Genomic DNA, 23,124 nt, shown 5'->3' with positions numbered 1-23,124 from the left:
CGTCTTTCCCGCAAAAGTGGTGGCCACTTTTGCGGGAAAGGCCCTAAGTCGCCGGGATCAGGGCTTCTACCTCCGACAGGCGCGCCGCCTCGGCGGCGGGCTTGTCCCAGCGGATGCGGTTGATGCGCGGAAAGCGCAAAGCCACTCCCAATTTGTGCCGGGTGGAGGCCTGGGCGCTGTCGAAAGCCACTTCGAACACCAGCGATTTCTCCACCTCGCGGACCGGCCCGAAGCTTGCCGTCGTATGCGAGCGCACCCATTTGTCGAGCTCCTTCAATTCAGCATCGGTGAAACCGAAATAGGCCTTGCCGATCGGCACCAATTCGTTGCCGCGCCAGGCGCCGAAGGTGAAATCGGAATAAAAGGACGAGCGCTTGCCATGCCCGCGCTGGGCATACATCAGCACCGCGTCGACCAAATTAGGATCGCGCTTCCATTTGTACCAGATGCCCAGCGGACGTCCGGGCACGTAAGGAGCATCGCGGCGCTTGATCATTACCCCTTCATGCCCGCTCTCATCGGCACCCTTACGCCGGGTCGCTCCTAAATCCTGCCAATCGGAAAATTCGAGGGTGGGCGAAAGATCGAGCCGGGTCTGCGGCGTCCTGGCAAAGAACTTTTCCAGCCGCTCCCGTCGCTCGGTCCAGGACAGGGCGCGGATATCCCGGTTACCATCGAACAGCATGTCATAGACCCGCATGAAGGCCGGATAATCGGCCATCAGCTTCTCGCTCGCCGTCTTGCGGTTGAGCCGCTGCTGGAGCGCATTGAAAGGCGCGGGTTCGAGCTCGTGCCCGACCAGCAACTCTCCATCGAGCACTCCATGCCCGAAGGCATTGTCGATCAGGTCGGGAAACGCCGCCGCGATGTCGTCGCCGGTACGGGAAAACAGCGATGCGGTTCCTTCCCCAAGGATCAGTTGCACCCTGATCCCATCCCACTTCCACTCGGCCGCGAAATCTTTCGGGTCGAGTGCGGCAAAATCCTTGTCTTCATCGATGGGGTTGGACAGCATCAGCGGATGAAAGCGCGTCGCATGATCGACGGCGGGTTTGTCCCCACGCCCCTCGAGCCAGGCGAACAAATCCTCATAGGGCATTTTGAGTCCGTGCCAGACCTCCTCGATGTCCTTCAATTCGGTCCCGCTCATCTGGGCCAGCGCGGTCTTGGCCAGCCGCGCCGAAATGCCGATGCGCAGGGCCCCGGTGGTGAGCTTCACCAGTGCCCAGCGCTCGTTGATCTCGGCATTGGTCAAAAGCTCGGCGATCAGGCCGGGCAGTTCGGACTTCGCCGTGGTGTTGAGAATTTCCACTAACTCGGACAACCGTGGCAGCGGGCGCGTGCTCCCTTTTTCCGGCGCAAGTCCGGACGAAAAACCGGTATCCACTTTTCCTGGACTTGCTTTATGCGGCCAGATCAGCGCGATCGTCTCCCCCAGATCCCCCACATAATCATAGGACAGCGCGAACAGATGCGGATCGACCTCGGCCAGCACCACCTCTTTCAATCGCCCCGCCTTCACCGCATCGAAGCTCAGCGCTCCGGTCAGAACCGCCAGCGCATAGCCGCGATCGGGATCGGGGGTTGCGGCGAAATACTCGGTCAGCGCTGCGATCTTGCGATTGCGCGAGGGGGTGAGGGCAAGCGTTTCGAGGAGCTTGGCGAACGCCTTCATTCCTCCTCCCCCTCATCCTCATAGCCCTGGATGTTGAGTGGCTCGGCAACCAGACCATTCTTGCGGCATTGGTAGACCAGCGCGTCCTCGCGTCCATGAGTCACCCACACCGTCTGCGCCCCGGTATCGGCGATGGTTTCAAGCAGTTCGGGCCAATCGACATGGTCGGAAATCACCAGCGGCAGCTCCACCCCGCGCTGGCGGGCCCGTTGTTTCACGCTCATCCAGCCCGAAGCCATGGCGAGGACCGGATCGGGCAGCCGCCGGCTCCAGCGGTCCTTGAGTGCCGAGGGCGGGGCGATCACCACGGCGCCGGCGAGGTCAGCCTTGCTCGCTTCGGTCGCGTGCCGCAAATCCCCCAGCGCGATTCCGCGTTCCTGGTAGAGCGCGCAAAGCCGCAGCATGGCCCCGTGCAGATAGATCGGCCTGTCATACCCGGCTTCACGCAGCAGCGAAATCACCCGCTGGGCCTTACCCAGCGCGTAGGCCCCGATCAGATGCGCCCGCTCGGGATGGTCGCGCATGGAGGCCAATAGCCGGGTGATCTCGTCAGCGGGATGGGGGTGCTGGAACACCGGCAGGGCGAAGGTTGCTTCGGTCACCAAGAGATCGCAGGGGACAAGCTCGAACGCCTGCGCCGTCTTGTCGGGCAGGCGTTTGTAGTCTCCGGTCACCACCACGCGCTGCCCGCCGATTTCGATCAGCAGCTGGGCAGAGCCCAGGATGTGGCCGGCCGGATAGAGCGTGACCGTTACGTCCTCGATTCGTATCGGCTCGCCATAGTCGACGGCCTGGAACGCGCCGGCGCAATCGTCCCCGTACCGTGCCTGCATGATGGCGATGGTGTCGGCGGTGGCCAGCACCTTGCCGTGTCCCGGCCTTGCGTGATCGGCATGGCCATGGGTGATGATGGCGCGTTCGCGCGGCGCGACCGGATCGACATAGGTGTCGATGCGCCGGATATGAAGATTGCGGTCGAGGATCTGGCTGGCTGGAGGCATGGGCTTTAAACGCTGTGCTCTCATCTTCGGTTCAGCGCCACGAGTCCGATTGACTCTTGGCTCGATCTGAGTCCAAATAGAACAAAATAGGAACATATGAGCCATGGACAGAGCACGTCAACTGGGTGCGCTGCGGCAGGCTCTCGTGAGGCTCGATCCCTCTAGCGAGACCGGGCGGCACGGCGTCTTCACCTTGGACGCCGGCCCGGTCGATGCCGCCTTGGGGGGCGGTCTGGCGCGAGGCGCGGTGCACGAGATCTTTCCCACCCATGCCGCCGACATCGCCGCGGCGGCCGGGTTTGCCGCAGGGCTTACCCTGCGCGCCTCCCCGCAAGCCCCGCTGCTTTGGATCCGCCACAAGCGCAGCGAGATCGAAACCGGAGCGCTTTATGCGCCGGGCCTTGCAGAGATGGGACTGAACGCAAACCAGATGATCGTCGTCCATGTAAGTGCCATCGCCGACGGTTTGCGCGCGGGGCTCGAAGGAATGCGCTGCACCGGACTTGGAGCGGTAATCATCGAAGCCTGGGGGGAATCGAAGCATTTTAACCTCACTGCAAGCCGTAAACTTGCGCTTGCTGCCCAAGAGAGCGGTGTCACGGGGATCCTCCTCCGGGCCCTGGCCGAAGCTGAGCCAAGCGCTGCGGCAACGCGTTGGCAGGTAGAGGCCGCGCTATCCTCCGATCCTTTAGGCCTGCCGGGTCGAACGACATTTTCGGCTCATCTGTTGCGACAGCGAAAAGGTCTGGCAGGTGGGCAGTGGACTTTGGAATGGAGCAATGAAGAGCATCGGTTTACGCAAAAAGCGCTATCTCGCCCTGTGGCTGCCCCTCATTTCGACCGACCGGTTGCACCGTCAGTTCCGAGCCAATGGGCAAAAGCCGGCTGATCCGCTGGTGGTGGTCGCACGAAAGGGAAATGTTTCCACCCTGGTGGGCGCTGATGCTCCGGCCCGCGCCAAGGGCTTGGTTCCTGGTCTTAAGCTCGCGGATGCCCGGGCAAGGGTGGCGCGCGTCGACGTCGTCGAGCATGATGAGGAGGCCGATGCCAAGCTCGTTGAGGCAATCGCCGACTGGTGTGACCGCTACAGCCCCTTTGTCGCCATCGAGCCGCCCGATGGAATTGTCTGCGATATTACCGGAGTGGCGCATTTGTTCGGCGGGGAGCCAGGCCTTATCGCCGACATGGAGGGGCGTTTGCGCATGCAGGGCTTTTCCGCCCGCATCGCTATAGCCGGCACATCTCGGGCCGCTCGGGCCCTGGCACGCTTTGGTGGAGGTGGCATCGCCCCGCCCGACGCAGAGGCACAATGGACTGCGACCCTGCGGATCGAAGCGCTTGAATGTGAGAGCAAGATTTCTCTTGCCTTGCATCGTGCCGGCCTCAAAAGGATTGCCGATCTTGCGGCCCGGCCAAGACAGCCGCTGGCGGCGCGGTTCGGTGAGGCAATGACGACGGCTCTTGCCCAAATCCTGGGTGAAGTTGATCTGCCGATTACGCCGCGCCGGCCCTTGCCTGATTTCGTGGCGGAACAACGCTTTGCCGACCCAATCGGATTGAGGGACGACATTTCCCTGGTCCTCGAAACGCTTTCCGAGCGTCTGTGCGCACAACTTCACCGCCATGGGCAAGGCGGCAGGTGTTTCGAAGCTGCGTTCTTTCGGGCCGACGGCAAGGTCACGCGTATCGAATTGCTATCGGGCCAGCCCCTTAAGGATGCCAAATCGCTCAGGCGGCTTTTTGATATGCGTCTCGAAGCCCTGACGGATCCTCTCGACCCGGGGTTTGGTTTCGACCTGATCAGACTTGCCGCTCTTGCGGGTGATGACATGCCGGCAGCCCAGAGCGGGCTGGATGGCAGGGCAATGGCCGAGGTCGAAGTGAGGGATTTGACCGATAGGCTCAGCGCAAGATTCGGAGCGGGATCGGTGACCCGTTTCGTTCCCCGCAACAGCCACTTGCCTGAACAGGCAGTGTGTGAAGTTGCGGCCATTTCTGATGAAAGACCTGCCGGCGTTTGGCGTCCCGGGCAGTCGTTCGGGATGCCTTCTCGTCCGCTGTTTCTGTTCCATCTCCCGCCCAATATCGAGGTTATCGCCGAGGTTCCCCATGGCCCGCCCCGCAGGTTCCGGTGGCGGAAAGCCTGGTTCGACATCCTTAGGGCGGAAGGCCCGGAGCGCATATCGCCTGAATGGTGGCACGATGCCGATGAACGAGATCGCGATTATTTCCGCATCGAGGACGCAAAGGGACGCCGTTTCTGGGTGTACCGTCATGGGTTTTATGGAGCCGGGTCCGATCCGGTGCGCTGGTACCTGCACGGGATATTTCCATGAGCTTTTATGCTGAACTGGTGACCGCCAGCAATTTCTCCTTTCTGCGCGGCGCCTCCCATCCGCAGGATCTCGTGCTCACAGCCCTCCTGCTGGGCCATGGCGGCATGGGTATTGCCGACCGCAACTCGGTGGCGGGGGTGGTGCGCGCCTATGCGGCGCTTGCGGATTTGCGCAAGGGCATCCGGCTTGTCGACAAGATGCGTGAAGGCTCGGGACCGGGAGAATATGTGCTTGTGGAACGCCATCCCGATATCGATTTTCCGTTCACCCTTGCCGAGCTGCAGGAGCGGGCAAAGCGCTTTAAGCTCGCGGTCGGAGCGCGGCTGGTTTTTGTCGACGGGACGCCCGATATCGTCGCCTATCCTCAGGACCGGGAGGCTTGGGGGCGGCTGTGCCGCCTTCTGACGCTCGGAAATCGCAAGGCCGAAAAGGGCGATTGCATCTTAAGGCTCGAGGATCTTTTGCACTGGTGCGCCGGGCTCAGTCTTATCGTGCTGCCGCCTGAAAATCCTGATGACGTGCGTGGGGTTCTCGAGCGTCTTGGGAGGGCGGCGTGCGATGTGTGGCTGGGAGCGGCATGTGGATACAAAACCCATGACGCGCGTCGCCTGGCCCGTCTAAGCGCTATTGCATCTGCACATCGGGTGCCGCTTCTTGCCACCAATGACGTGCTCTACCATGTGGCCGGTCAACGGGATGTGCAGGATATTCTCACCTGTATCCGCGAGAAGGTGACGATCGACAAAGCCGGCACGGTGCTGCAAGCCAATGCCGAGCGGCATCTCAAGCTGCCGGAAGAGATGCAACGCCTCTTTGCCGCTTTTCCCAATGCTGTCGCCGAGACCGAACGGTTCCTCCAGATGATCGATTTTTCCCTCGATCAACTGAAATATGAATACCCCCAGGAGCCGGTGCCGCCTGACAAAACGGCGCAAGAGCATCTGGAAAACCTGACATGGAGTCGGGCGGAGTGGCGCTATCCCGAAGGCATTCCCCAAAAGGTGAGAGCCCAGATCCAAAGCGAACTCGCGCTGATCGGGGAACTCAATTACGCGACCTATTTCCTGACTATATACGACATCGTGCGGGTGGCGCAGGACAAGAAAATCCTCTGTCAGGGGCGCGGATCGGCGGCCAATTCGGCGGTGTGCTATGCCTTGGGCATCACGGCGGTGGACCCGGCCGAGCATCAATTGCTGTTCGCCCGGTTCCTGTCGAAAAACCGTGGCGAGCCGCCCGATATCGACGTCGATTTCGAGCATGAGAGGCGCGAGGAGATCATCCAGCACATCTACGAGACCTATGGCCGGCACCGGGCTGGAATCGCCGCGACGGTGATCAGCTACCGTCCGCGTTCGGCCATTCGCGAGGTGGGCAAGGCGCTTGGACTGACCGAGGACATCACCTCCCGCATCGCCTCGACCGTCTGGGGAAGCTGGAGCGACGAGAAACTGCCCGATAAGCATATCGCTCAAGCCGGGCTCGACCCATCCAATCCCAACATCCTGCGGGCGGTGAAACTCGCCACGCGGCTCCTGGGTTTTCCGCGTCGTCTCTCCCAGCACGTCGGTGGATTTGTCCTCACTCAGAACCGGCTCGATGAATATGTTCCCGTCGCCAATGCGGCCATGGATGACCGTACATTCATCGAATGGGACAAGGACGATATCGACAGAGTGGGGATGCTCAAGGTCGACGTGCTCGGGCTGGGCATGCTGACCTGCATTCGCAAGGCATTCGATCTGATCGAAACCCATTACAAGCGAAAACTGGAGCTGGCCGATATCAAATCGGACAATCCAGACGATCCGGAAGTGGCCGGGGTTTTCGACATGCTGTGTGAGGGCGATTCCATCGGGGTCTTCCAAGTGGAGAGCCGGGCGCAGATCAACATGCTGCCAAGGCTCAAACCGCGAAAGTTCTATGACCTCGTAATCCAGGTCGCGATCGTCAGGCCCGGACCGATCCAGGGCGACATGGTCCATCCCTATCTTCGGCGGCGGAGCGGGGAGGAAGATATCGAGTATCCCGAACCCGGTCCGCCCCACGACAAAGACGAATTGCGCAATGTTCTGGAACGGACCAAGGGCGTGCCGCTGTTTCAGGAACAGGCCATGCAACTGGCGATGGTGGCGGCGGAATTTACCGAGGACGAGGCCAACGGCTTGCGCAAGGCCATGGCCACCTTCCGCCATAACGGCACCATAGGCCAATTCGAAAAGATGATGGTCACCCGCATGATCGCGCGCGGCTACAAGCCCGAATTCGCCCAGCGCTGTTTCAACCAGATCAAGGGGTTCGGCGATTACGGCTTTCCCGAAAGCCATGCGGCGAGCTTTGCCAAGCTGGTCTATGTTTCGGCCTGGATCAAGAAATACTACCCCGACGTTTTTGCCTGCGCGCTTTTGAACTCCCAGCCGATGGGCTTTTATGCACCGGCCCAGATCGTGCGCGATGCGCGTGAGCATGGGGTCGAGGTGCTGCCGGTCGACGTCAATTTCAGCTTCCATGACAATACACTGGAAAAAGGAAGTGGGGATAAGTGGGCGCTCAGGATCGGTTTTAGGCAGATGGACGGGTTCAAAAAGGAGTGGAGCGCAAAGCTCATCGAACGGCGGAAAGGGGGGTACGAATCGGTCGATGATCTCTGGCAGCGCTCCGGTCTGCCCAACCGGGCGCTGACGCTTTTAGCCGATGCGGACGCCATGGGATCGATGGGGCTCGACCGGCGCGAATCGGCTTGGAATGTCAGGCGTTTACCCCAGGATGATCCTCTACCGCTGTTCGCAGCGGCCGAAGGGCGCGAACTGGGGGATGAGCCCGAAATGGGTCTGCCGGCCATGCCGCTTTCCGAGCAGGTGATCGCCGACTATCAGACAATAAGGCTCTCGCTCAAAGCCCATCCCATGAGCTTCCTGCGGGAGAAATTTTCCGCCGATGGCGTGGTCACCTGCAAGGGGCTCGAGGACGTGCCGGACGGGCGAAAGGTGCTGGTGGCCGGGGTCGTTCTGATCCGCCAGCGGCCCGGCAAGGGCAATGCCATTTTCCTGACGATCGAGGACGAAACCGGCATTGCCAACGGGCTGATGTGGGCGAGCCGGTTCGAGAAGTATCGCCGGGAAATCATGGCTTCTCGCCTGGCCGTGATCGAGGGGGAGGTGCAAAAGAGCAAGGAGGGGGTGATCCATGTTATGGCCAGCGCAATTTATGATCGCTCGGATCTGCTCGATGGGCTGGCCATGTCCCAGGGGGGCGAGGGAGGTGTGCCGCAAAGACTGCATGGTCATCCGCGCAATGCGCGGATGGTGCCCAAATCGCGCGATTTCCACTGAGCGGGCCGACATAGGCACGCAGGGTCGTGCGGCGTATGGAAAACTTGTCCCCGTCGGGCTAAGAGAATGCATGCCAGCAGGGGAGAGTGGCAATGGCACGAATCGTGGGATCGATCGCGGGGGAAGACGTTCATGAGGTGGTGCTCACCTCCGCGAGCGGGGTTTCGGTTTCGATCCTCACCTATGGCGCGCTGATCCGCGACTGGCGGGTGCCGGTGGGCGAAACGCTGCGGCCCGTGGTGCTCGGGTTCGACGATTTTTCACTTTATTCCGACCACAGCCCCTATTTCGGTGCCATTGCCGGGCGGGTTGCCAACCGCATCGGGGGCGCGAAGTTCAATCTCGATGGCAAGACCTACAGCCTGCCCGCCAATGAGGGTGCCAACCATCTCCATGGCGGACCGGGCGGGATCGCCAAAAAAGTCTGGCGCATCGCTGAAGAGACCGGCGACAGGGTCAAGCTCACGCTCACCAGCCCGGACGGGGATATGGGCTATCCCGGCACGCTGGAGATGTCAGTGACCTACCGGCTGTCGGGGAACCGGCTGGAGATCGATTTTGCCGCCGACACCGACAGGCCCACTCCGGTCAATATCGTCCAGCACAATTATTTCAACCTCCTGGGCAAAGGCGAGGTGCTCGACCACCGGCTGGCTGTTTCGGCGGGTGCCTATACCCAATTGGGGGACGGGCAGATCCCGACCGGGACGATCCTTCCGGTCCATGATACCGATCTCGATTTCCGCGTGCCGCGCACGTTGCGCAGTGCCGGGGGCGAAGGACAGAAGATCGATTTCAACTTCGTCCTCGATACCCGCCGGAATATCGACAAGCCGGTGGCAACAGTGGAGGCGCCGGACGGTTCGCTTACGCTCAAGCTCTTCACCGACCAGCCGGGGCTGCAAATCTACAATGGATGGAAGCTCGATGTGACGGTGCCGGGTCTCGACGGAGCCTCATACCCCCCGTTTGCCGGGCTTTGTCTCGAAGACCAGAATTTTCCCGATGCGATCAACCACCCCCATTTCCCCTCGCCGGTCGCAACGCCGGAAAAGCCTTACCGGCATTGGTGCGCCATCGAGATCGGGTGAGGATGGGCCGGCGGGTTTCGCAATGGTCTGAGGGGCCGCCAATCGCATAGTCGAAAGCGCCAGCGGAGAGTGCCCATGGCCGTCAAACGCATCGTCGCCAACATCGCCGCCCCGCAGCCGCAAGCGGCTCGGCTGTTTTATGCCGACATACTGGGGCTCGCGGTGGCGATGGATCAGGGATGGATCCTCACCTTCGCGGCGCCGGAGGTTCAGGCGCGGCCACAGATCAGCATCGCCAGCCAGGGCGGGTCGGGCACCGCGGTCCCCGATCTTTCCATCGAAGTCGATGATTTCGACTCGGTGCTGGAGCGGGTCGAGGCGGCAGGGCTGACCATCGAATATGGCCCGCAGCAGGAGCCTTGGGGCGTCAGGCGCTTCTATGTCCGCGATCCCTTCGGACGGTTGGTCAATATCCTCACGCATTCGCCTTCCTAGCAGCACCGACCGGGTGGGGGTGGTCTGGGGCGCGCGGCCTGCAGGAGCGGCGGGTGAGGGTGGCCAGCATCAGCAGTCAAGCATGTATGGCGGTCGATGGCAGAAGGGGCGGATTGGTCAGCCCCACAGCCCCGGCAGACCTTGGGGGGCTGGTTTCCCGATGGGCGGCAAGGCGCCCAACGTCCTACCCGCGTTCGCCGGGCTTCCGAACGGCAAAAGTGCTTTCGCCCCCTCACAGCGGATCGGCGGCGGTCATGTCCAGGCGTGGTCGGAGCGCAGGTGGTAGGGGTGCATGGCGTCGCGGATCACCTCGACGATCTTTTGCGCGGCAAGCGAGGGCGGCCGCGTGGCGGGCATCAACAGCCAGACATCCATGGCGGTGACGGGAAGAAGCGGGCGGCGGACGATCTGGTCGGGACCGTAACCCAGGCCCACGAATGGCGGCACGATGGAAACGCCCGCCCCGGCCGCGACGAAGTCGCAGGCGGTTTCCGACATCGGAACTTCCACATGGCTGTTCTTCTGGACGCCCTGAAGCTGAAAGGCGCGGTCGATGGTCATGATGGAACAATCGTCACGCGCCAGCCCGATGAAGCGTTCATGGCGCAGGTCCTCGACGCTGACGACATTGTTGCGCGCCAGGCGGTGACCTGCGGGCAGCGCGCAATTCATGGCAAAGCGCAGGATCGATTGCGAGGTGACGTGCGGGTGATCGAAAGGCTGGACGCTGAGCCCGATATCGATCTGCTGGGTGGTAACCAGTTCGGCGATGCGCGGGCTCGGCTGGTTGATGAGCTTGACGTGTATGTCGCTCTGCCGGCCCATCATCGGCCCCAGGATACGAGCCAGGAAACGGGCCGAAAGCGCCGCCGGGGCCGCGACGGTGACCTGGCCCCACTCGCGATCCTTGACCGCCTGGGCCAGGCGCCGGATGCGGTCGGTGCCGGTAAACAGCCGCTCGACCTCATTGGCCAGAAGCTTGGCGTCGGGGGTGGGCAACATGCGTCCGCCGCTGCGCGTAAACAGCTTGAAGCCGCAGCTTTCAGCAAAAGATTTGAGCAGCTTGCTGACCGCTGATTGTGAAATGCCCAACTTCTCCCCGGCAAGGGTCACCGAGCCGGTTTCCATAACGACATGAAAGGCTTCGAGCTGACGAATGTTCACCGAGAGGGCCCTCTTTGCATGTCCATTATGCCTATATGGAATAATGAGGGGAGAAAAAGCAATTTGACAATCATGTCATGGAGCCTTTGCAATGGCCGGGTCGCACATGCCTGAGTGACGAAATTTCTGATCTGGAGGGATCATCATGAACAAGGCTCTGCTTTTGGGAGCACTGGCAGCATTTGCGGCTCTGCCCGCGCAAGCCCAGGTACTCACCGTCTGCCTCGAAGGCTCACCCGAAATCTTCAACCCCGAGCTCTCGAGCAACGGCACGACCATCTATGCGCTTGGCCAGATCTATGACGGTCTCGTCTCGGTCGAGCGCGGCGGCTCCAACATCGAACCGGCCCTTGCCGAAAGCTGGGAAGTGTCCGAGGACGGGCTGACCTATACCTTCACCCTGCGCCAGGATGTCGCCTGGCAGTCCAATGCGCTGTTCACGCCCACCCGGCCGATGAACGCCGACGACGTGATCTTCACATTCGAGCGCATGATGAACCCCGAGCACCCCTATTACGAGGTGAGCGGGGGCAATTATGTCACTTTCAATGCCAAGCTGGCCGATATTCTCGAGAGCGTCGAAAAGGTCGACGACTATACGGTTTCCTTCACGCTCAAAGAGCCGCTGGCGGCCTTCATCGGCACCATGGCGCACGGTTCGCTGGCCATCACCTCGGCCGAATATGCCGATGCGATGATGGCGGCGGGAACGCCCGAGCAGCTCGATCTCCAGCCCATCGGCACCGGACCTTTCCAGCTCCAGGCCTATCAGGCCGATGCCATCGTCCGGCTGTTGCCGTTCGCCGAGACCTGGGGTGCCCAGATCGGTGACGACAACCGCACGCCCATGGTGGACGCGGTGGTGATGGCGATTTCGAGCGATGCCACGGTTCGCCTGCAACGCGCCCTGGCCGGAGAATGCCTGATCGGGCTCTATCCCAATCTCGCCGATCGCGAAACGATCGAGCAGTCGGGCAATCTCGAGGCGGTGCGCACGCCCGTCGCTTCGACCGGCATGCTGCACTTCAATTTCGAGGACGAAAAATTCCAGGATCAGCGCGTCCGGCAGGCCCTGGCGCAGGCCATCGACATGGAGAATCTTGTCGAGGTTGTCTATAGCGGCATGGGCCATGTGACCGGTGCCGTTGTGCCCCCGGCGCTTTGGGGCCATGCGGAAGATATCGCCCCCTGGGACTACGATCCCGAGGCGGCGCGGGCCCTGCTCGAAGAAGCCGGATTTGCCGATGGCTTTACCACCCAGCTCTGGGCCGTTCCGGTCGCCCGTCCCTATATGCCCAATGGCCGCCGCGCCGCGGAAATCATCCAGGCCGACTGGGCGGAAATCGGGGTCCAGGCCGAGATCGTCACCTATGAATGGGCCGAATATATCGAGCGCGCCCGCAATGGCGAAGCGGAAGTGGGCATGTTCGGGGGCATCTACGACTTCCCCGATCCGAGCCAGATCCCGAACAACTATCTGAGCTGCGACGAAGAAGGCGTGCCCGCGCCCTCCAATATCGGACGCTGGTGCGATGACGATTTCAACACCGTCATGACCGAGGCGGGATCGATCACCGATCAGGACGAGCGGACCGGGCTTTATCTCGAGGCCCAGCAGATCGTTCATGACCAGGTGCCGGTCGTGGTGCTCGGCGGCGCCGACCAGATCACCGCCGTCAACACCTCGGTCAAGGGTTATGTGCCGGCCATCTTCGGCACCTCGCGGCTTTCGGGTGTGACTGTAGAATGAAGATCGTAATCATTGGCGCCGGGATTCTCGGCGCCAGTACTGCCTATCATCTTGCCCTTTCCGGGCATGAGGTCACCATTATCGACCAGACCCATGAGGGCAAGGCGACGCTGGCGGGAGCCGGGATCGTCTGCCCCTGGGCGACCAAGGCCGCCGATGGCGACTGGTACGCCATGTATGCGGCCGGTGCCCGGTATTATGCCGAACTGGTCGAGGGGCTTGCGACACGCGGCGAGGACCAGGTGGGCTATCGCAAGGTCGGCGCCCTGGTGGTTGCCGATGACGAGGCCGAATACGCGGCGGCGGCCGAGCGGCTCGCCCAGCGGACGGCCGAGGCGCCGGAATCCGGCGGGTTCGAGGAATTGACGCCAGAGCAGGCGCGGGCGCTGTTCCCGCCGCTGCGCGATGATTTGAAGGCGCTGTACGTGCCCGGCGGGGCGCGCGTCGATGCGCGGCTCCTGGCCGCCGCCATGGTACGGGCGGCTGTCGTGAGCGGGGCGACGCTTTTGAGCGATCTTGCAACGCTCGAGCTCCAAGGCGGCCGACCCGTGGTTCGCGACGGGCAGGGCAGCGTGATCGGGGCCGACGAGGTGATCGTTACCGCCGGCGCCTGGGCATCGCGCATTCTCGCTCCCCTCGGGCTGAACCATCCCGTCGTGCCGCAAAAGGGCCAGATCATCCATCTGGGCCTGCCGGGGACCGACACTTCGCGCTGGCCGGTGCTGTTGCCTATGGCAAGCCACTATTTGCTCGCCTTCGACGACAGCCGCGTTGTGATCGGGGCGACGCGCGAGGACGGGAGTGGGTTCGATTATCGGGTGACGGCGGCGGGCCAGCACGAGGTGCTTGGAGCGGGCCTGCATTTCGCGCCCGGGCTTGCCGATGCGACGCTGATCGAAACCCGTATCGGCTTCCGGCCGGCGGCATCCACCATCACCCCGATCCTGGGGCGCATGCCCGGGATCGAAGGGCTGATCGTGGGCAATGGGCTTGGCGCCGCGGGGTTGACCATCGGACCGTTCGCGGGCCGGCAGCTCGCACGCCTGGCGGTGGGGGACGAGCCGGAAATCTCCCTTGCGCCCTACCATCCATCCCAAAACCCAACCTGACGATATAAAGGAACAGGATGATCAAACGACACAGGAAACACCGCATCATGCACGGTGCGGTCGAGCACAATGGCGTGCTTTACGCCGGCGGCCATGCGGCAACCGATCTCGACCTCGACATGGCCGGGCAGACCCGGCAGGTGTGCGAAAAGCTCGACGGGCTCTTGGCCGAGTGCGGCACGGACAAGACCAAGATTCTGCATGCGCGCATCTACCTGTCCGACATGTCGGGCAAGGAAGCCATGAACGGGGTGTGGGTCGACTGGATTGGCGAAGACCATCTGCCTTCGCGCGCCACGATCGGGGGCGCCGACCTTGGCGATCCGCGCCGGCTGATCGAGGTGGTTATCACCGCCGCCATCGACTAAGCCATTTTGAACGGTTGGCCGCCGCGAGCGTGGCGGCCAGCCGCCCATCAGGGAGTTCCCTTACGTGATCCGCTATATACTGGGAAAGCTTGCGGTTCTCATCCCGACCTTTGTCGGGATCACCATCGTGGCCTTCGGCTTCGTGCGGCTTCTGCCCGGTGACCCGCTGCTGCTGATGGCCGGCGAGCGGGGGCTGACGCCCGAGCGCTATGCCGAACTGATGGCTCAATACGGGTTCGACCGGCCGCTCTGGGAGCAGTATCTTTCCTATCTCGGCGGTCTGCTACAGGGGGATTTCGGCACCTCGCTGGTGACGCGCCGGCCGGTGCTTGCAGATTTTGCTACCTTTTTCCCCGCGACGGTTGAGCTGGGTCTTTGCGCCATGCTGCTGGCCTGCCTGATCGGGCTGCCGCTCGGGGTGCTGGCCGCCGTCAAGCGCGGGAGCTGGTTCGACCAGATCTCCATGTCCGCCGCCCTTGTGGGCTATTCCATGCCGATCTTCTGGTGGGGCCTTCTGATGATCATCCTCTTTTCGGGGATGCTGGGCTGGACGCCGGTTTCAGGGCGGATTTCGCTCATGTACTATTTCCCGGCACCGACCGGGTTCATGCTGATCGACAGCCTCTTGTCGGGGCAGGAGGGGGCTTTCCAGTCGGCGGTCCAGCACCTGATCCTCCCCTCAATCGTTCTGGCCACCATTCCCATGGCCGTGATCGCCCGTCAGGCACGCTCGGCCATGCTCGAAGTGCTGGGCGAGGACTATGTCCGCACAGCGCGGGCCAAGGGCCTGGGGCCCAATCTGGTGATCGGCCGGCATGCGCTGCGCAATGCGCTGATCCCGGTGGTCACCGTCATCGGGCTGCAGGTGGGGGCGCTGTTTGCCGGCGCCATTTTGACCGAGACGATCTTTTCCTGGCCGGGGATCGGCAAATGGATCGTCGATTCCATTTCGCGGCGCGACTACCCGGTGGTGCAGGGGGGCCTGCTGATCATCGCGGTGGTGGTTATGGTCGTGAATCTTGTCGTCGACGTGCTCTATGCCGTCATCAACCCACGGATACGCCATGGCTGACCCGGTTTCCCCCACTGCGCCAGAGCTCGATGCCCGCGCCGGCACGTTCCGCGGCTCGCTTGCCGATTTCTGGCGCGATTTCAGCCGCAACCGCGGGGCGATCGCGGGGCTGTGCATATTGATCGTTCTGGCGATGGTTGCTCTGTTTGCTCCGTTCATCGTGCCGCACGATCCGACATGGCAGTATCGCGACGCGATCCTGGTGCCGCCCATGTGGCTCGAAGGCGGGATGGCGCAGTTTCCGCTCGGAACCGACGCGGTGGGCCGCGACATCCTCTCGCGTCTCATCATGGGATCGCAGTATTCGCTCACCATCGGCCTGGTGGTCGTCACCATCGCCGTCGTGGTGGGTACGGTGCTGGGGCTGGTTTCAGGCTATTTCGGCGGCTGGATCGATACGGTGGTCATGCGGGTGATGGACGTCATCCTCGCCTTTCCCTCGCTGCTTCTCGCTCTTGTGCTCGTCGCGATCCTGGGGCCGGGGCTGACCAATGCGATGATCGCCATCGCGCTGGTGCTCCAGCCCCATTTCGCGCGGCTGGCGCGGGCCAGCGTGATGGCCGAGAAGGGCCGGGAATACGTGACGGCGGCCCGGGTGGGCGGGGCTTCGGCGCTGCGGCTGATGTTCCGCACCATCCTGCCCAATTGCCTTGCCCCGCTCACCGTGCAGGCGACGCTCTCGTTCTCGACGGCAATTCTCGATGCGGCGGCGCTGGGCTTTCTCGGGCTGGGGGCGCAACCGCCCACGCCGGAATGGGGAACCATGCTGGCTGAGGCGCGCGAATTCATCCTGCGCGCATGGTGGGTCGTGACATTCCCCGGCCTTGCCATCCTCGTCACCGTGTTGGCCATCAATCTTTGCGGCGACGGGCTGCGCGACGCTCTCGATCCGCGGCTGAAGAGGAGTTGAGCATGGCGCGATTGCTCGAAATCGAGGATCTGACGGTTACCTTCGAAACCGCGCGCGGGCCGCTCCATGCCGTCGATGGGATCGACATGCATGTGGATGGGGGTGAAGTGCTCGCCATCGTTGGGGAAAGCGGCTCGGGCAAATCGGTCGCCATGCTGGCCGTAATGGGACTTTTGCCCGATACGGCCAAGGTGTCGGCCAAGGCGATGCGATTTGACGGCATCGACATGATGGGGCTCGACGACCGGGCCAGACGCCGCATCATCGGCCGCGACGTCGCCATGATCTTTCAAGAACCCATCGCTTCGCTCAATCCCTCCTTTACGGTGGGATTGCAGATTGGGGAGGTGCTCAAAAAGCACCAGAGCCTTGGACGGGCCGAGCGCCGGGCGCGCACGATCGAACTGCTCGAAGCCGTCGGGCTGCCCGATCCCAAGGGCAAGCTTTCGGCCTATCCGCATCAAATGTCGGGAGGGCAATGCCAGCGCGTGATGATCGCCATGGCCATTGCCTGCAATCCCAAGCTGCTGATCGCCGACGAGCCCACAACGGCGCTCGATGTGACGATCCAAAAGCAGATCCTCGACCTGATGCTCAAGCTCCAGGAAGAGAGCGGCATGGGACTGATCCTCATCACCCACGACATGGGCGTGGTGGCGGAAACCGCCGACAGGGTGATCGTCCAGTACCAGGGCAAGAAGCGCGAGGAGGCCGATGTCTTGAGCCTCTTTGAAACGCCCAGGGATGCCTATACCCGGGAGTTGCTCGCAGCGCTTCCCGACAGGGGCGGGGATGGACCGCTTGAGACTGTGAGGATCCAATGAGCGAGACCTCGACCGCGCCGGTCGTTCTATCCGCCAAGGGGCTGGTGCGTGAATATCCGGGCAAGGGCGGGCTGTTCGGGCGCAAGGCGCCACTGCGCGCCCTCAAAGGCGTGGATTTGACGCTGCATCAGGGCCAGACCCTGGCGGTGGTGGGGGAATCGGGGTGCGGAAAATCGACGCTTGCCCGTATCCTCACCCTCATCGATCCGGCGACGGACGGGGAATTGACCATCGACGGCACCCCGATCGACATCGCCCGCGAGCGGCCGAGCGCCCAGATGCGCCGCAAGGTGCGGATCGTTTTCCAGTCTCCCTACAATTCCCTCAATCCCCGCCAGAAGATCGGCGATGCGATCGGGGACGAATTGCTGCTCAATACCGACCTTTCGGCCACCCAGCGGCACATGGCGGTGCTCGAAATGCTCGAGCGGGTGGGGTTGCTGCCCAGCCATGCGGATCGCTATCCGCATATGTTTTCGGGCGGCCAGCGCCAGCGCGTGGCCATCGCGCGGGCACTGATGGTCAAGCCCAAGGTGGTGATCCTCGACGAGCCGGTGAGCGCGCTCGACCTTTCGGTGCAGGCCCAGGTGCTCAACCTTCTCGCCGAACTGCAAGCCGATTTCGGGCTTTCCTATATCTTCATCAGCCACGATCTGAGCGTGGTGCGGCGCATCTCGGACGAGGTGATGGTGATGAATGCCGGCGAGGTCGTGGAGCGTGGGCCGTGCGAAGCGGTGTTTTCGGCACCCAGCCACCCCTACACACGCCAGTTGCTTGAGGCGACGCCTTCCACCGACACCAACGCCATCCGTGAACGGATCGCCAGACGCGCGGCGCTCCGTGCCCAAAAGGACAATGCATCATGACTACGCAAATTCCCCAGGACGTCCGCCGGGACGACCGCTATGCCACGGGTGAAAAATTCGCATCCCTGCGCGGCATCAAGGCCGCGGCCCGGGCCAAGCTGTCGGAAACCAACTGGAACTATCTCCAGTGCGGGACGGGTGACGAGATCACGGCGCGGGAGAACGTCGCGGCATTCGACCGCTATCTTTTCGACGCGCCGCTTTTTACCGGCGTCGCCAATCCCGATACGCGCACGAATGTTCTGGGATACGAGCTGAGCTTTCCCGCCTTTACCGCGCCGTTCGGCGGGGGCGAGACATTGTTCCATCCCGAGGGGATGCTGGCGGTGGGCCGGGCCGCGCATGCGGCGGGCATCCGCCAGATGGTGCCGGTGGCGGCCGGGCATTCGCTGGAAGATGTGCGGGAGGCAAGCCCTGCCGCCGTCGTTTTCCAGATGACGTTTTGCGGCGAGGAGAGCGCGGTCATCGATATGATGCACCGGGCCAAGGACGCCGGATACGAATATATCTGCGTGACCTTCTCGCCCATCCGGCAATGGCGCGAGCGCATGATGGAAGACCGGTTCTCGCTGCCGGCGGGGGAAAAGCCCTCCAATTTCGGGCCGGGCAAATCCGATATCGCCATGCTCACCGAACTGCTCGATTTCACCGAGCCGCGCTGGGGATGGGACAAGGCCGCGAGCGTGATCGCCCAGGCGCCGCTGCCCTGCATCGTCAAGGGTATCGGCGGGCGGGCCGATGCGCGCGCGGCCCTCAAGGCCGGGGCGCAGGGGCTTTATGTTTCCAACTATGGCGGGCGCACCATCGACCGTACGCCGGCGGCGATCACGACGCTGGCCGAAGTTCGCGCGGAAGCGGGGCCGGATGTGCCGATCATCTTCGATTCGGGTATCCGCCGCGGCAGCGACATCGCGACGGCCATCGCCCTGGGCGCCAATGCAGTGGCCCTGGGCAGGATCGCGGCGCTGGGGCTGGCCGCCGACGGGGAGGCGGGCGTCAAGCGCGTCCTCGACCTGTTGCGTGACGAGTTCTGGACAACGCTCGGCCATCTGGGCTGCAGCGTCGTTTCCGATCTTTCGCCCGAAGTGTTCAGGACGATGCCGTGAAGATCGTCGTCATCGGCGGCGGAACGATCGGCGCCAATATCGCCTATCGGCTCGGCGTCGAGGGCGCAGACGTGACCCTGATCGAAGCGCGGGCACCCGGTTCGGGCACCAGCGGGGCATCGTTTTCCTGGCTTTCGTCCTTTCCGCAGGTGAGCTGGAACGAAGATGCCGGGCGCGCCAAGTTGCGGCTCACGATCAACGAGACCTTCGAGGCGCTCCATGCGGAGATCGGCGGGGAGTGGCTCGATTGGAGCGGCACGATCACCTATGGCGCGGCGGCTCCCGATTTCCGCCGCTCGGTGGCGGCTTGCCTCGAGCGCGGCATCGATCTCAGGATCATAGACCGGCATGAGCTGGCCCAGATGACGCCCGGGCTTTCCCCTGGACCTGACGATGATGCCTTCGTTTACGAACCCCGTTCGGGGTGGGTCGACGCGCCGGCGATGATCGAGCGATTGGTCGAGGCGCTACGGGGACGCAAGGGCAGGGTGCTCACGGGGCGCTCGGTTGCCGCGATCACGATCAAGGGTGACGTGGTGAAGGGCGTCGTGCTCGACGATGGCAGCGCGATCGAGGCCGATGCCGTGGTCAACGCGGCGGGAAGCTGGGCGTCCCATGTCTCGGCCCTAGCCGGTCTGGCGGTGCCGCTCGATCTCGTCCCTGGAGTGATGATCTACGCGCGCGGCGCTTCGGGGGCGTTGCCCGAGCAGGTCATCAATGGTCCCGACTGGCTGATGCGGCCCGACCCGGGCGGCAAGGTCGCCATCCATTGGCGCGGAGAGGGGCTGACGGCGATCCATGGCGGCAATGGCAGCGACCCGGCAGCGATGGTTGCCGATATCGCATGCCATGTCCCGGCGCTGCGGGAGGGTGCGATCGAGGATGTGCGCATCGGAATCCGCGCCATTCCCCATGGCGGGCCGGTGCTGGGCGCGTTGCCCTGGCTGCCGGGGTTCTATCTTGCCGTTTCCCATGGTGGAGTGGGCTGGGGACCGATCTGGGGCCGGCTTGCGGCAACCGAACTGCTCAAGGGCGAGACGGTGTCCGAACTTTCGGGCATGCGGCCGGACCGCTTCTATATGCAAGCGGCGCCGTTGGGGCGGTTTGCGGACGATGCCGAACAAGTGTGATCGGCGCTTGCGCTGAGGTCCGGCGCCGGGTCATGGTCTCCCGGTGTTCAAGCGGGTGCAAGCGATGCGGGCGATAGAGATCGACGGCAAGGGTGGTCCTGAGGTCCTGCGGCTCGCCGAGCGGCCGGTGCCTCGGCCGGGACCGGGCGAGGTGCAGATCCGGGTGGCGGCGGCCGGGGTCAATGGCGCGGATCTGGCGCAGCGGCGCGGGGTCTATCCGCCACCCGAGGGGGCGTCCGATCTTCCCGGGCTCGAGGTTGCCGGGACCATTTCTGCGATCGGCGAAGGGGTCGAGGGCTTTTCCCAGGGAGACAGAGTCTGTGCGCTGCTGGTTGGCGGAGGCTATGCCGAGTTCTGCACCGCACCGGCGGCCCAGGTGCTGCACCTGCCGCAAAATGTCGATACGATCGAAGGGGCCGGGCTTATCGAGACTGTTGCGACGGTCTGGGCTAATGTATTCGAGGCCGGCCGGATGCGGGCGGGCGAAAAGCTGCTGGTCCATGGCGGCGCCAGCGGCATCGGCACCACGGCGATCCAGCTTGCCAAACTGATGGGCGCAACGGTCTTTGCCACCTGCGGCAGCGACAAGAAGGCGGAGCGCTGCCGCGATCTGGGCGCCGATCGGGCGATCAATTACAGGACCGAGAGCTTCGCCGAAGTCATCAGGGCCGAGGCGGGGGATGTCGATGTGATCCTCGACATTATCGGCGGACCATATCTGGGCGACAATATCGGCTCACTGGCCCGCGGCGGGCGGCTGGTGTTCATCGCCTTTTCCGGCGGGCGGATGGGGCAACTCGATATCGCCCGGGTGATGATGAACGGGCTGACGGTGACCGGCTCGACCTTGAGGAGCCGGCCGGTGGCCGAAAAGGCGCGGCTGATCGCGGCGGTGCGGGAGCATGTCTGGCCGCTTTTGGCGTCGGGCGCCTTCCGGCCGGTGATCGATTCACGCTTCCCGCTGGAAAGGGCCGCCGACGCCCACCGCCGCATGGAAGCGAGCGGGCATGTCGGCAAGATCGTTTTGACGCTCTAGGCCTGCGGCGAGCGGCCGCTCCCCATGCGCTTGGTTGTTTCCTCCGCTTGGTTCCGCGATCGTTTACGCAACGCATTGCATTGGTGCAAGCGTTTCTCGGTTACCTCTTACGCACCGATTGCGATGGAAAACTGAAGGTGCTGACGCTTTGGTTACGCCGCAAGATTGAGGCGAGCGAGTTCGGATGCGATGAAGCTGCCGGGCTCGGGGGCGCGAAGGGTTCCCAAGGCCCGGGAGGTGAGGGCGCTGTTCCAGATATGGACGCTCAAGGTTTCGGGGGCGATGAAATCCTCGATGCGGCTGCCGGCTTTGAGGAGCTGATCGGCGCCGCCATAATCGATGGGGTAGAAGACCTCCTTGGGCTGCACGAAAGGGGCAAGGCCCATGGCCTGGATATAGTGGTTAAGGGGCACCGGTCCGGTGGCACCGAACTGCATGTGGTGGACCGGCAATTCTTCCCCCAGGGCGCGGCGGATCACCACTTCGAAATGCCGCCAGGGGGCGAGGCCGGGTGGAATCTCGCCGCTGGTGAAGACCTTTTGCAGGGCGGCGAGCAGGTCGCTGCCGGCGGGGCAGGCAAAGACGGCCTGATTGACTTGGGCCTTGAACCCGTTGCGCAGCGAAGGGTGGTTCTCATAGCCGAAGACGTAATCGGAGAGGCCGGCATAGGGCTTGATGCAATAGACATCGCCATCGACCCAGATGCCACGCTCCTGCGCCATCAGCTCGAGCCGGAAAAGGTCCGAGAAGACCGCCGGGGTGCGGGTGCCCTTGTAAAAGAACATTCTTTCGCGCGGCAGGATGCCGGCGGCGTCGGCCAGTTCGACCCCCGGCGGCACATCGGTCAGCGTCTCGTAGGAAAAGAGGGTGACCCGGTGGCCTTTTTCAACAAAGGAGGCAAGGCACAGGCGGGCGAGATAGGTGAGCGGGCCGTGCCAGAACGAGCAGATGGTGGGAAGATCGGGCACGCTTAGGTCCTAAGGAAGGGCAGGAACCGGCCGGCACGGCGGCGCAGGCGATGACGGAAGAACTTATAAAAGATTCGGTTGGTCATCACGTGACGGTACATGCGGAAAAAGGCAACCCTGGAGATGAGGTTCCAGGGCTTGGCGCGACCGACATAGTGGAGATTGTAGACCTCCAGCCCCTCATGGGCGAAATCGGGGCCGATGACGTTCCATTTGGCATCGAGAGGGTGATAATCGTCGCGGAACAGGATGTTGAGAAAATCCTGGTCGTAATAGATCCGGCCCATGATCCCCTGTTCGGTGAATTCCACGATCCGGTCGGCGACCTTGGCGGCGCGCCATTTTTCCATGTCGATCAAGAGCAGGCCGGCGTTGAAATAGGGGTCGGCGGGATCGAAGAGGTCGCGATTGTTGCGGAAGTCGCGGCCGGTGGCGATGAAGGCGCCCCAGCGCTCGGGTACCGCGCCGAGCGTCTTGCCGCCCAGATCGGTGGTCCAGAGCTTTTCGATGGGGGCGAGGACCATCATGTCGCTGTCGAGATAGATGAGACGCTCGACGTCGGGCGGCAGCAGCTCGTCGAACAACAGGCGCGCATAGACGATGTTGGTCAGGCGCTTGTCATAGGGAAGGTGGGAGATCTTCTCGTTGAAGGATACCGACCGGGTAATGTCGTAGAATTTGAGCGTGGCGCCGAACTCGGTTTCGAGTTCACGCAGATCATCGATTTGATCTTGGGGCAGGGGGCGGTGGCAGAGATGAAAGACCAGATCGCCGCGGCGGCGGGTGTGCAAACAGATCGAGCGCATGGTGCCAAAGGCCGGGGCCCAGAAATTGGCGTCGAAGGTCAGCGCGATGTGGATCGGTCCGCTTTCAAGCTCGCTCATTACAAAAAATCGTCCGGTAGCTCTTTTGGCAAGGCCCCGTGAGTGCACCGGGCAAGAGCGTTATGCA

General features: G+C 63.0%; 20 protein-coding genes. 15 read left to right on the top strand and 5 right to left on the bottom strand.

Annotated features, from left to right (window positions below):
- Positions 1-43: 43 nt before the first annotated feature.
- Both NO932_RS18145 and NO932_RS18140 read right to left on the bottom strand, forming a co-directional pair.
- The gene (locus NO932_RS18145) at positions 44-1,675 is read right to left on the bottom strand and encodes a cisplatin damage response ATP-dependent DNA ligase (RefSeq protein WP_309208789.1); all 1,632 of its coding nucleotides are present in this window, start codon (positions 1,673-1,675) and stop codon (positions 44-46) included.
- A complete protein-coding gene (locus NO932_RS18140; RefSeq protein ID WP_309211080.1) occupies positions 1,672-2,676 on the bottom strand; it encodes a ligase-associated DNA damage response exonuclease in 1,005 nt (334 codons plus the stop codon). The genes NO932_RS18145 and NO932_RS18140 overlap by 4 nt, the downstream gene beginning before the upstream one ends.
- A 193-nt stretch (positions 2,677-2,869) precedes the next feature.
- Between NO932_RS18140 and NO932_RS18135 the strand changes: the two genes are divergently transcribed.
- From NO932_RS18135 to NO932_RS18115, 5 genes are all read left to right on the top strand, one after another.
- Complete coding sequence (locus NO932_RS18135; RefSeq protein ID WP_309208788.1) at positions 2,870-3,565, top strand: DNA repair protein; 696 nt, start codon at positions 2,870-2,872, stop codon at positions 3,563-3,565.
- Complete coding sequence (locus tag NO932_RS18130; protein WP_309208787.1) at positions 3,456-5,012, top strand: DNA polymerase Y family protein; 1,557 nt, start codon at positions 3,456-3,458, stop codon at positions 5,010-5,012. The genes NO932_RS18135 and NO932_RS18130 overlap by 110 nt, the downstream gene beginning before the upstream one ends.
- Positions 5,009-8,344, top strand: coding sequence for an error-prone DNA polymerase (locus tag NO932_RS18125; RefSeq protein WP_309208786.1), 3,336 nt, complete (start codon positions 5,009-5,011; stop codon positions 8,342-8,344). The genes NO932_RS18130 and NO932_RS18125 overlap by 4 nt, the downstream gene beginning before the upstream one ends.
- Before the next feature lie 92 nt (positions 8,345-8,436).
- Positions 8,437-9,435: an aldose epimerase family protein gene (locus NO932_RS18120; protein WP_309208785.1), complete on the top strand. Its 999-nt coding sequence runs from the start codon at positions 8,437-8,439 to the stop codon at positions 9,433-9,435.
- 75 nt (positions 9,436-9,510) lie between these two features.
- Complete coding sequence (locus NO932_RS18115) at positions 9,511-9,870, top strand: VOC family protein (RefSeq protein WP_309208784.1); 360 nt, start codon at positions 9,511-9,513, stop codon at positions 9,868-9,870.
- A 252-nt stretch (positions 9,871-10,122) separates the two neighbouring features.
- Here NO932_RS18115 and NO932_RS18110 read toward each other — a convergent pair whose 3' ends face one another.
- On the bottom strand, positions 10,123-11,034 hold the full coding sequence (locus NO932_RS18110) for a LysR substrate-binding domain-containing protein (RefSeq protein WP_309208783.1): 912 nt from the start codon (positions 11,032-11,034) through the stop codon (positions 10,123-10,125).
- 145 nt (positions 11,035-11,179) lie between these two features.
- Here NO932_RS18110 and NO932_RS18105 point away from each other — a divergent pair, with 145 nt between their 5' ends.
- The 10 genes from NO932_RS18105 to NO932_RS18060 all read left to right on the top strand — a co-directional run bounded on the left by NO932_RS18105 (position 11,180) and on the right by NO932_RS18060 (position 21,205).
- Positions 11,180-12,784 carry an ABC transporter substrate-binding protein gene (locus NO932_RS18105; protein ID WP_309208782.1) on the top strand — a complete coding sequence of 535 codons (1,605 nt, stop codon included), beginning with the start codon at positions 11,180-11,182 and terminating at the stop codon, positions 12,782-12,784.
- Positions 12,781-13,893, top strand: a complete 1,113-nt coding sequence (locus NO932_RS18100) for an FAD-dependent oxidoreductase (RefSeq protein ID WP_309208781.1) — start codon at positions 12,781-12,783, stop codon at positions 13,891-13,893. The genes NO932_RS18105 and NO932_RS18100 overlap by 4 nt, the downstream gene beginning before the upstream one ends.
- A 17-nt stretch (positions 13,894-13,910) precedes the next feature.
- Positions 13,911-14,261: a RidA family protein gene (locus NO932_RS18095; RefSeq protein WP_309159720.1), complete on the top strand. Its 351-nt coding sequence runs from the start codon at positions 13,911-13,913 to the stop codon at positions 14,259-14,261.
- Between the two features lie 64 nt (positions 14,262-14,325).
- Positions 14,326-15,333: an ABC transporter permease subunit gene (locus NO932_RS18090; protein WP_309159721.1), complete on the top strand. Its 1,008-nt coding sequence runs from the start codon at positions 14,326-14,328 to the stop codon at positions 15,331-15,333.
- Entirely contained in the window at positions 15,326-16,243 is a 918-nt protein-coding gene (locus NO932_RS18085; RefSeq protein ID WP_309159722.1) for an ABC transporter permease subunit, read from the top strand. The genes NO932_RS18090 and NO932_RS18085 overlap by 8 nt, the downstream gene beginning before the upstream one ends.
- Before the next feature lie 2 nt (positions 16,244-16,245).
- Positions 16,246-17,067, top strand: a complete 822-nt coding sequence (locus NO932_RS18080; RefSeq protein ID WP_309208780.1) for an ABC transporter ATP-binding protein — start codon at positions 16,246-16,248, stop codon at positions 17,065-17,067.
- Entirely contained in the window at positions 17,064-17,933 is an 870-nt protein-coding gene (locus tag NO932_RS18075; RefSeq protein WP_309208779.1) for an ATP-binding cassette domain-containing protein, read from the top strand. The genes NO932_RS18080 and NO932_RS18075 overlap by 4 nt, the downstream gene beginning before the upstream one ends.
- On the top strand, positions 17,930-19,039 hold the full coding sequence (locus NO932_RS18070) for an alpha-hydroxy acid oxidase (protein ID WP_309208778.1): 1,110 nt from the start codon (positions 17,930-17,932) through the stop codon (positions 19,037-19,039). Before NO932_RS18075 ends, NO932_RS18070 begins: the two co-directional genes overlap by 4 nt.
- A complete protein-coding gene (locus NO932_RS18065; RefSeq protein ID WP_309208777.1) occupies positions 19,036-20,169 on the top strand; it encodes an FAD-dependent oxidoreductase in 1,134 nt (377 codons plus the stop codon). Before NO932_RS18070 ends, NO932_RS18065 begins: the two co-directional genes overlap by 4 nt.
- A gap of 64 nt (positions 20,170-20,233) precedes the next feature.
- Positions 20,234-21,205, top strand: a complete 972-nt coding sequence (locus NO932_RS18060) for an NAD(P)H-quinone oxidoreductase (protein WP_309208775.1) — start codon at positions 20,234-20,236, stop codon at positions 21,203-21,205.
- A gap of 152 nt (positions 21,206-21,357) precedes the next feature.
- Here NO932_RS18060 and NO932_RS18055 read toward each other — a convergent pair whose 3' ends face one another.
- Together NO932_RS18055 and NO932_RS18050 are read right to left on the bottom strand one after the other, a co-directional pair.
- Positions 21,358-22,173, bottom strand: coding sequence for a capsular polysaccharide synthesis protein (locus NO932_RS18055; RefSeq protein ID WP_309208773.1), 816 nt, complete (start codon positions 22,171-22,173; stop codon positions 21,358-21,360).
- A gap of 2 nt (positions 22,174-22,175) precedes the next feature.
- Positions 22,176-23,057, bottom strand: a complete 882-nt coding sequence (locus tag NO932_RS18050) for a glycosyltransferase family 8 protein (RefSeq protein ID WP_309208772.1) — start codon at positions 23,055-23,057, stop codon at positions 22,176-22,178.
- Positions 23,058-23,124: the final 67 nt, after the last annotated feature.

Origin of the sequence: Pelagibacterium sp. 26DY04, assembly GCF_031202305.1 — a bacterium.
Lineage (GTDB): Bacteria > Pseudomonadota > Alphaproteobacteria > Rhizobiales > Devosiaceae > Pelagibacterium.
The sequence above is the reverse complement of the archived record's forward strand: the minus strand, read 5'-3'. Positions and strand labels throughout refer to the sequence as shown.

Excerpts from the sequence above, each read along its gene's own strand:
- NO932_RS18145 (WP_309208789.1), bottom strand. The coding sequence starts at position 1,675 with ATGAAGGCGTTCGCCAAGCTCCTCGAAACGCTTGCCCTCACCCCCTCG.
- NO932_RS18140 (WP_309211080.1), bottom strand. The coding sequence starts at position 2,676 with ATGCCTCCAGCCAGCCAGATCCTCGACCGCAATCTTCATATCCGGCGC.
- NO932_RS18130 (WP_309208787.1), top strand. The coding sequence starts at position 3,456 with ATGAAGAGCATCGGTTTACGCAAAAAGCGCTATCTCGCCCTGTGGCTG.
- NO932_RS18125 (WP_309208786.1), top strand. The coding sequence starts at position 5,009 with ATGAGCTTTTATGCTGAACTGGTGACCGCCAGCAATTTCTCCTTTCTG.
- NO932_RS18120 (WP_309208785.1), top strand. The coding sequence starts at position 8,437 with ATGGCACGAATCGTGGGATCGATCGCGGGGGAAGACGTTCATGAGGTG.
- NO932_RS18115 (WP_309208784.1), top strand. The coding sequence starts at position 9,511 with ATGGCCGTCAAACGCATCGTCGCCAACATCGCCGCCCCGCAGCCGCAA.
- NO932_RS18105 (WP_309208782.1), top strand. The coding sequence starts at position 11,180 with ATGAACAAGGCTCTGCTTTTGGGAGCACTGGCAGCATTTGCGGCTCTG.
- NO932_RS18100 (WP_309208781.1), top strand. The coding sequence starts at position 12,781 with ATGAAGATCGTAATCATTGGCGCCGGGATTCTCGGCGCCAGTACTGCC.
- NO932_RS18095 (WP_309159720.1), top strand. The coding sequence starts at position 13,911 with ATGATCAAACGACACAGGAAACACCGCATCATGCACGGTGCGGTCGAG.
- NO932_RS18085 (WP_309159722.1), top strand. The coding sequence starts at position 15,326 with ATGGCTGACCCGGTTTCCCCCACTGCGCCAGAGCTCGATGCCCGCGCC.
- NO932_RS18080 (WP_309208780.1), top strand. The coding sequence starts at position 16,246 with ATGGCGCGATTGCTCGAAATCGAGGATCTGACGGTTACCTTCGAAACC.
- NO932_RS18075 (WP_309208779.1), top strand. The coding sequence starts at position 17,064 with ATGAGCGAGACCTCGACCGCGCCGGTCGTTCTATCCGCCAAGGGGCTG.
- NO932_RS18070 (WP_309208778.1), top strand. The coding sequence starts at position 17,930 with ATGACTACGCAAATTCCCCAGGACGTCCGCCGGGACGACCGCTATGCC.
- NO932_RS18060 (WP_309208775.1), top strand. The coding sequence starts at position 20,234 with ATGCGGGCGATAGAGATCGACGGCAAGGGTGGTCCTGAGGTCCTGCGG.
- NO932_RS18050 (WP_309208772.1), bottom strand. The coding sequence starts at position 23,057 with ATGAGCGAGCTTGAAAGCGGACCGATCCACATCGCGCTGACCTTCGAC.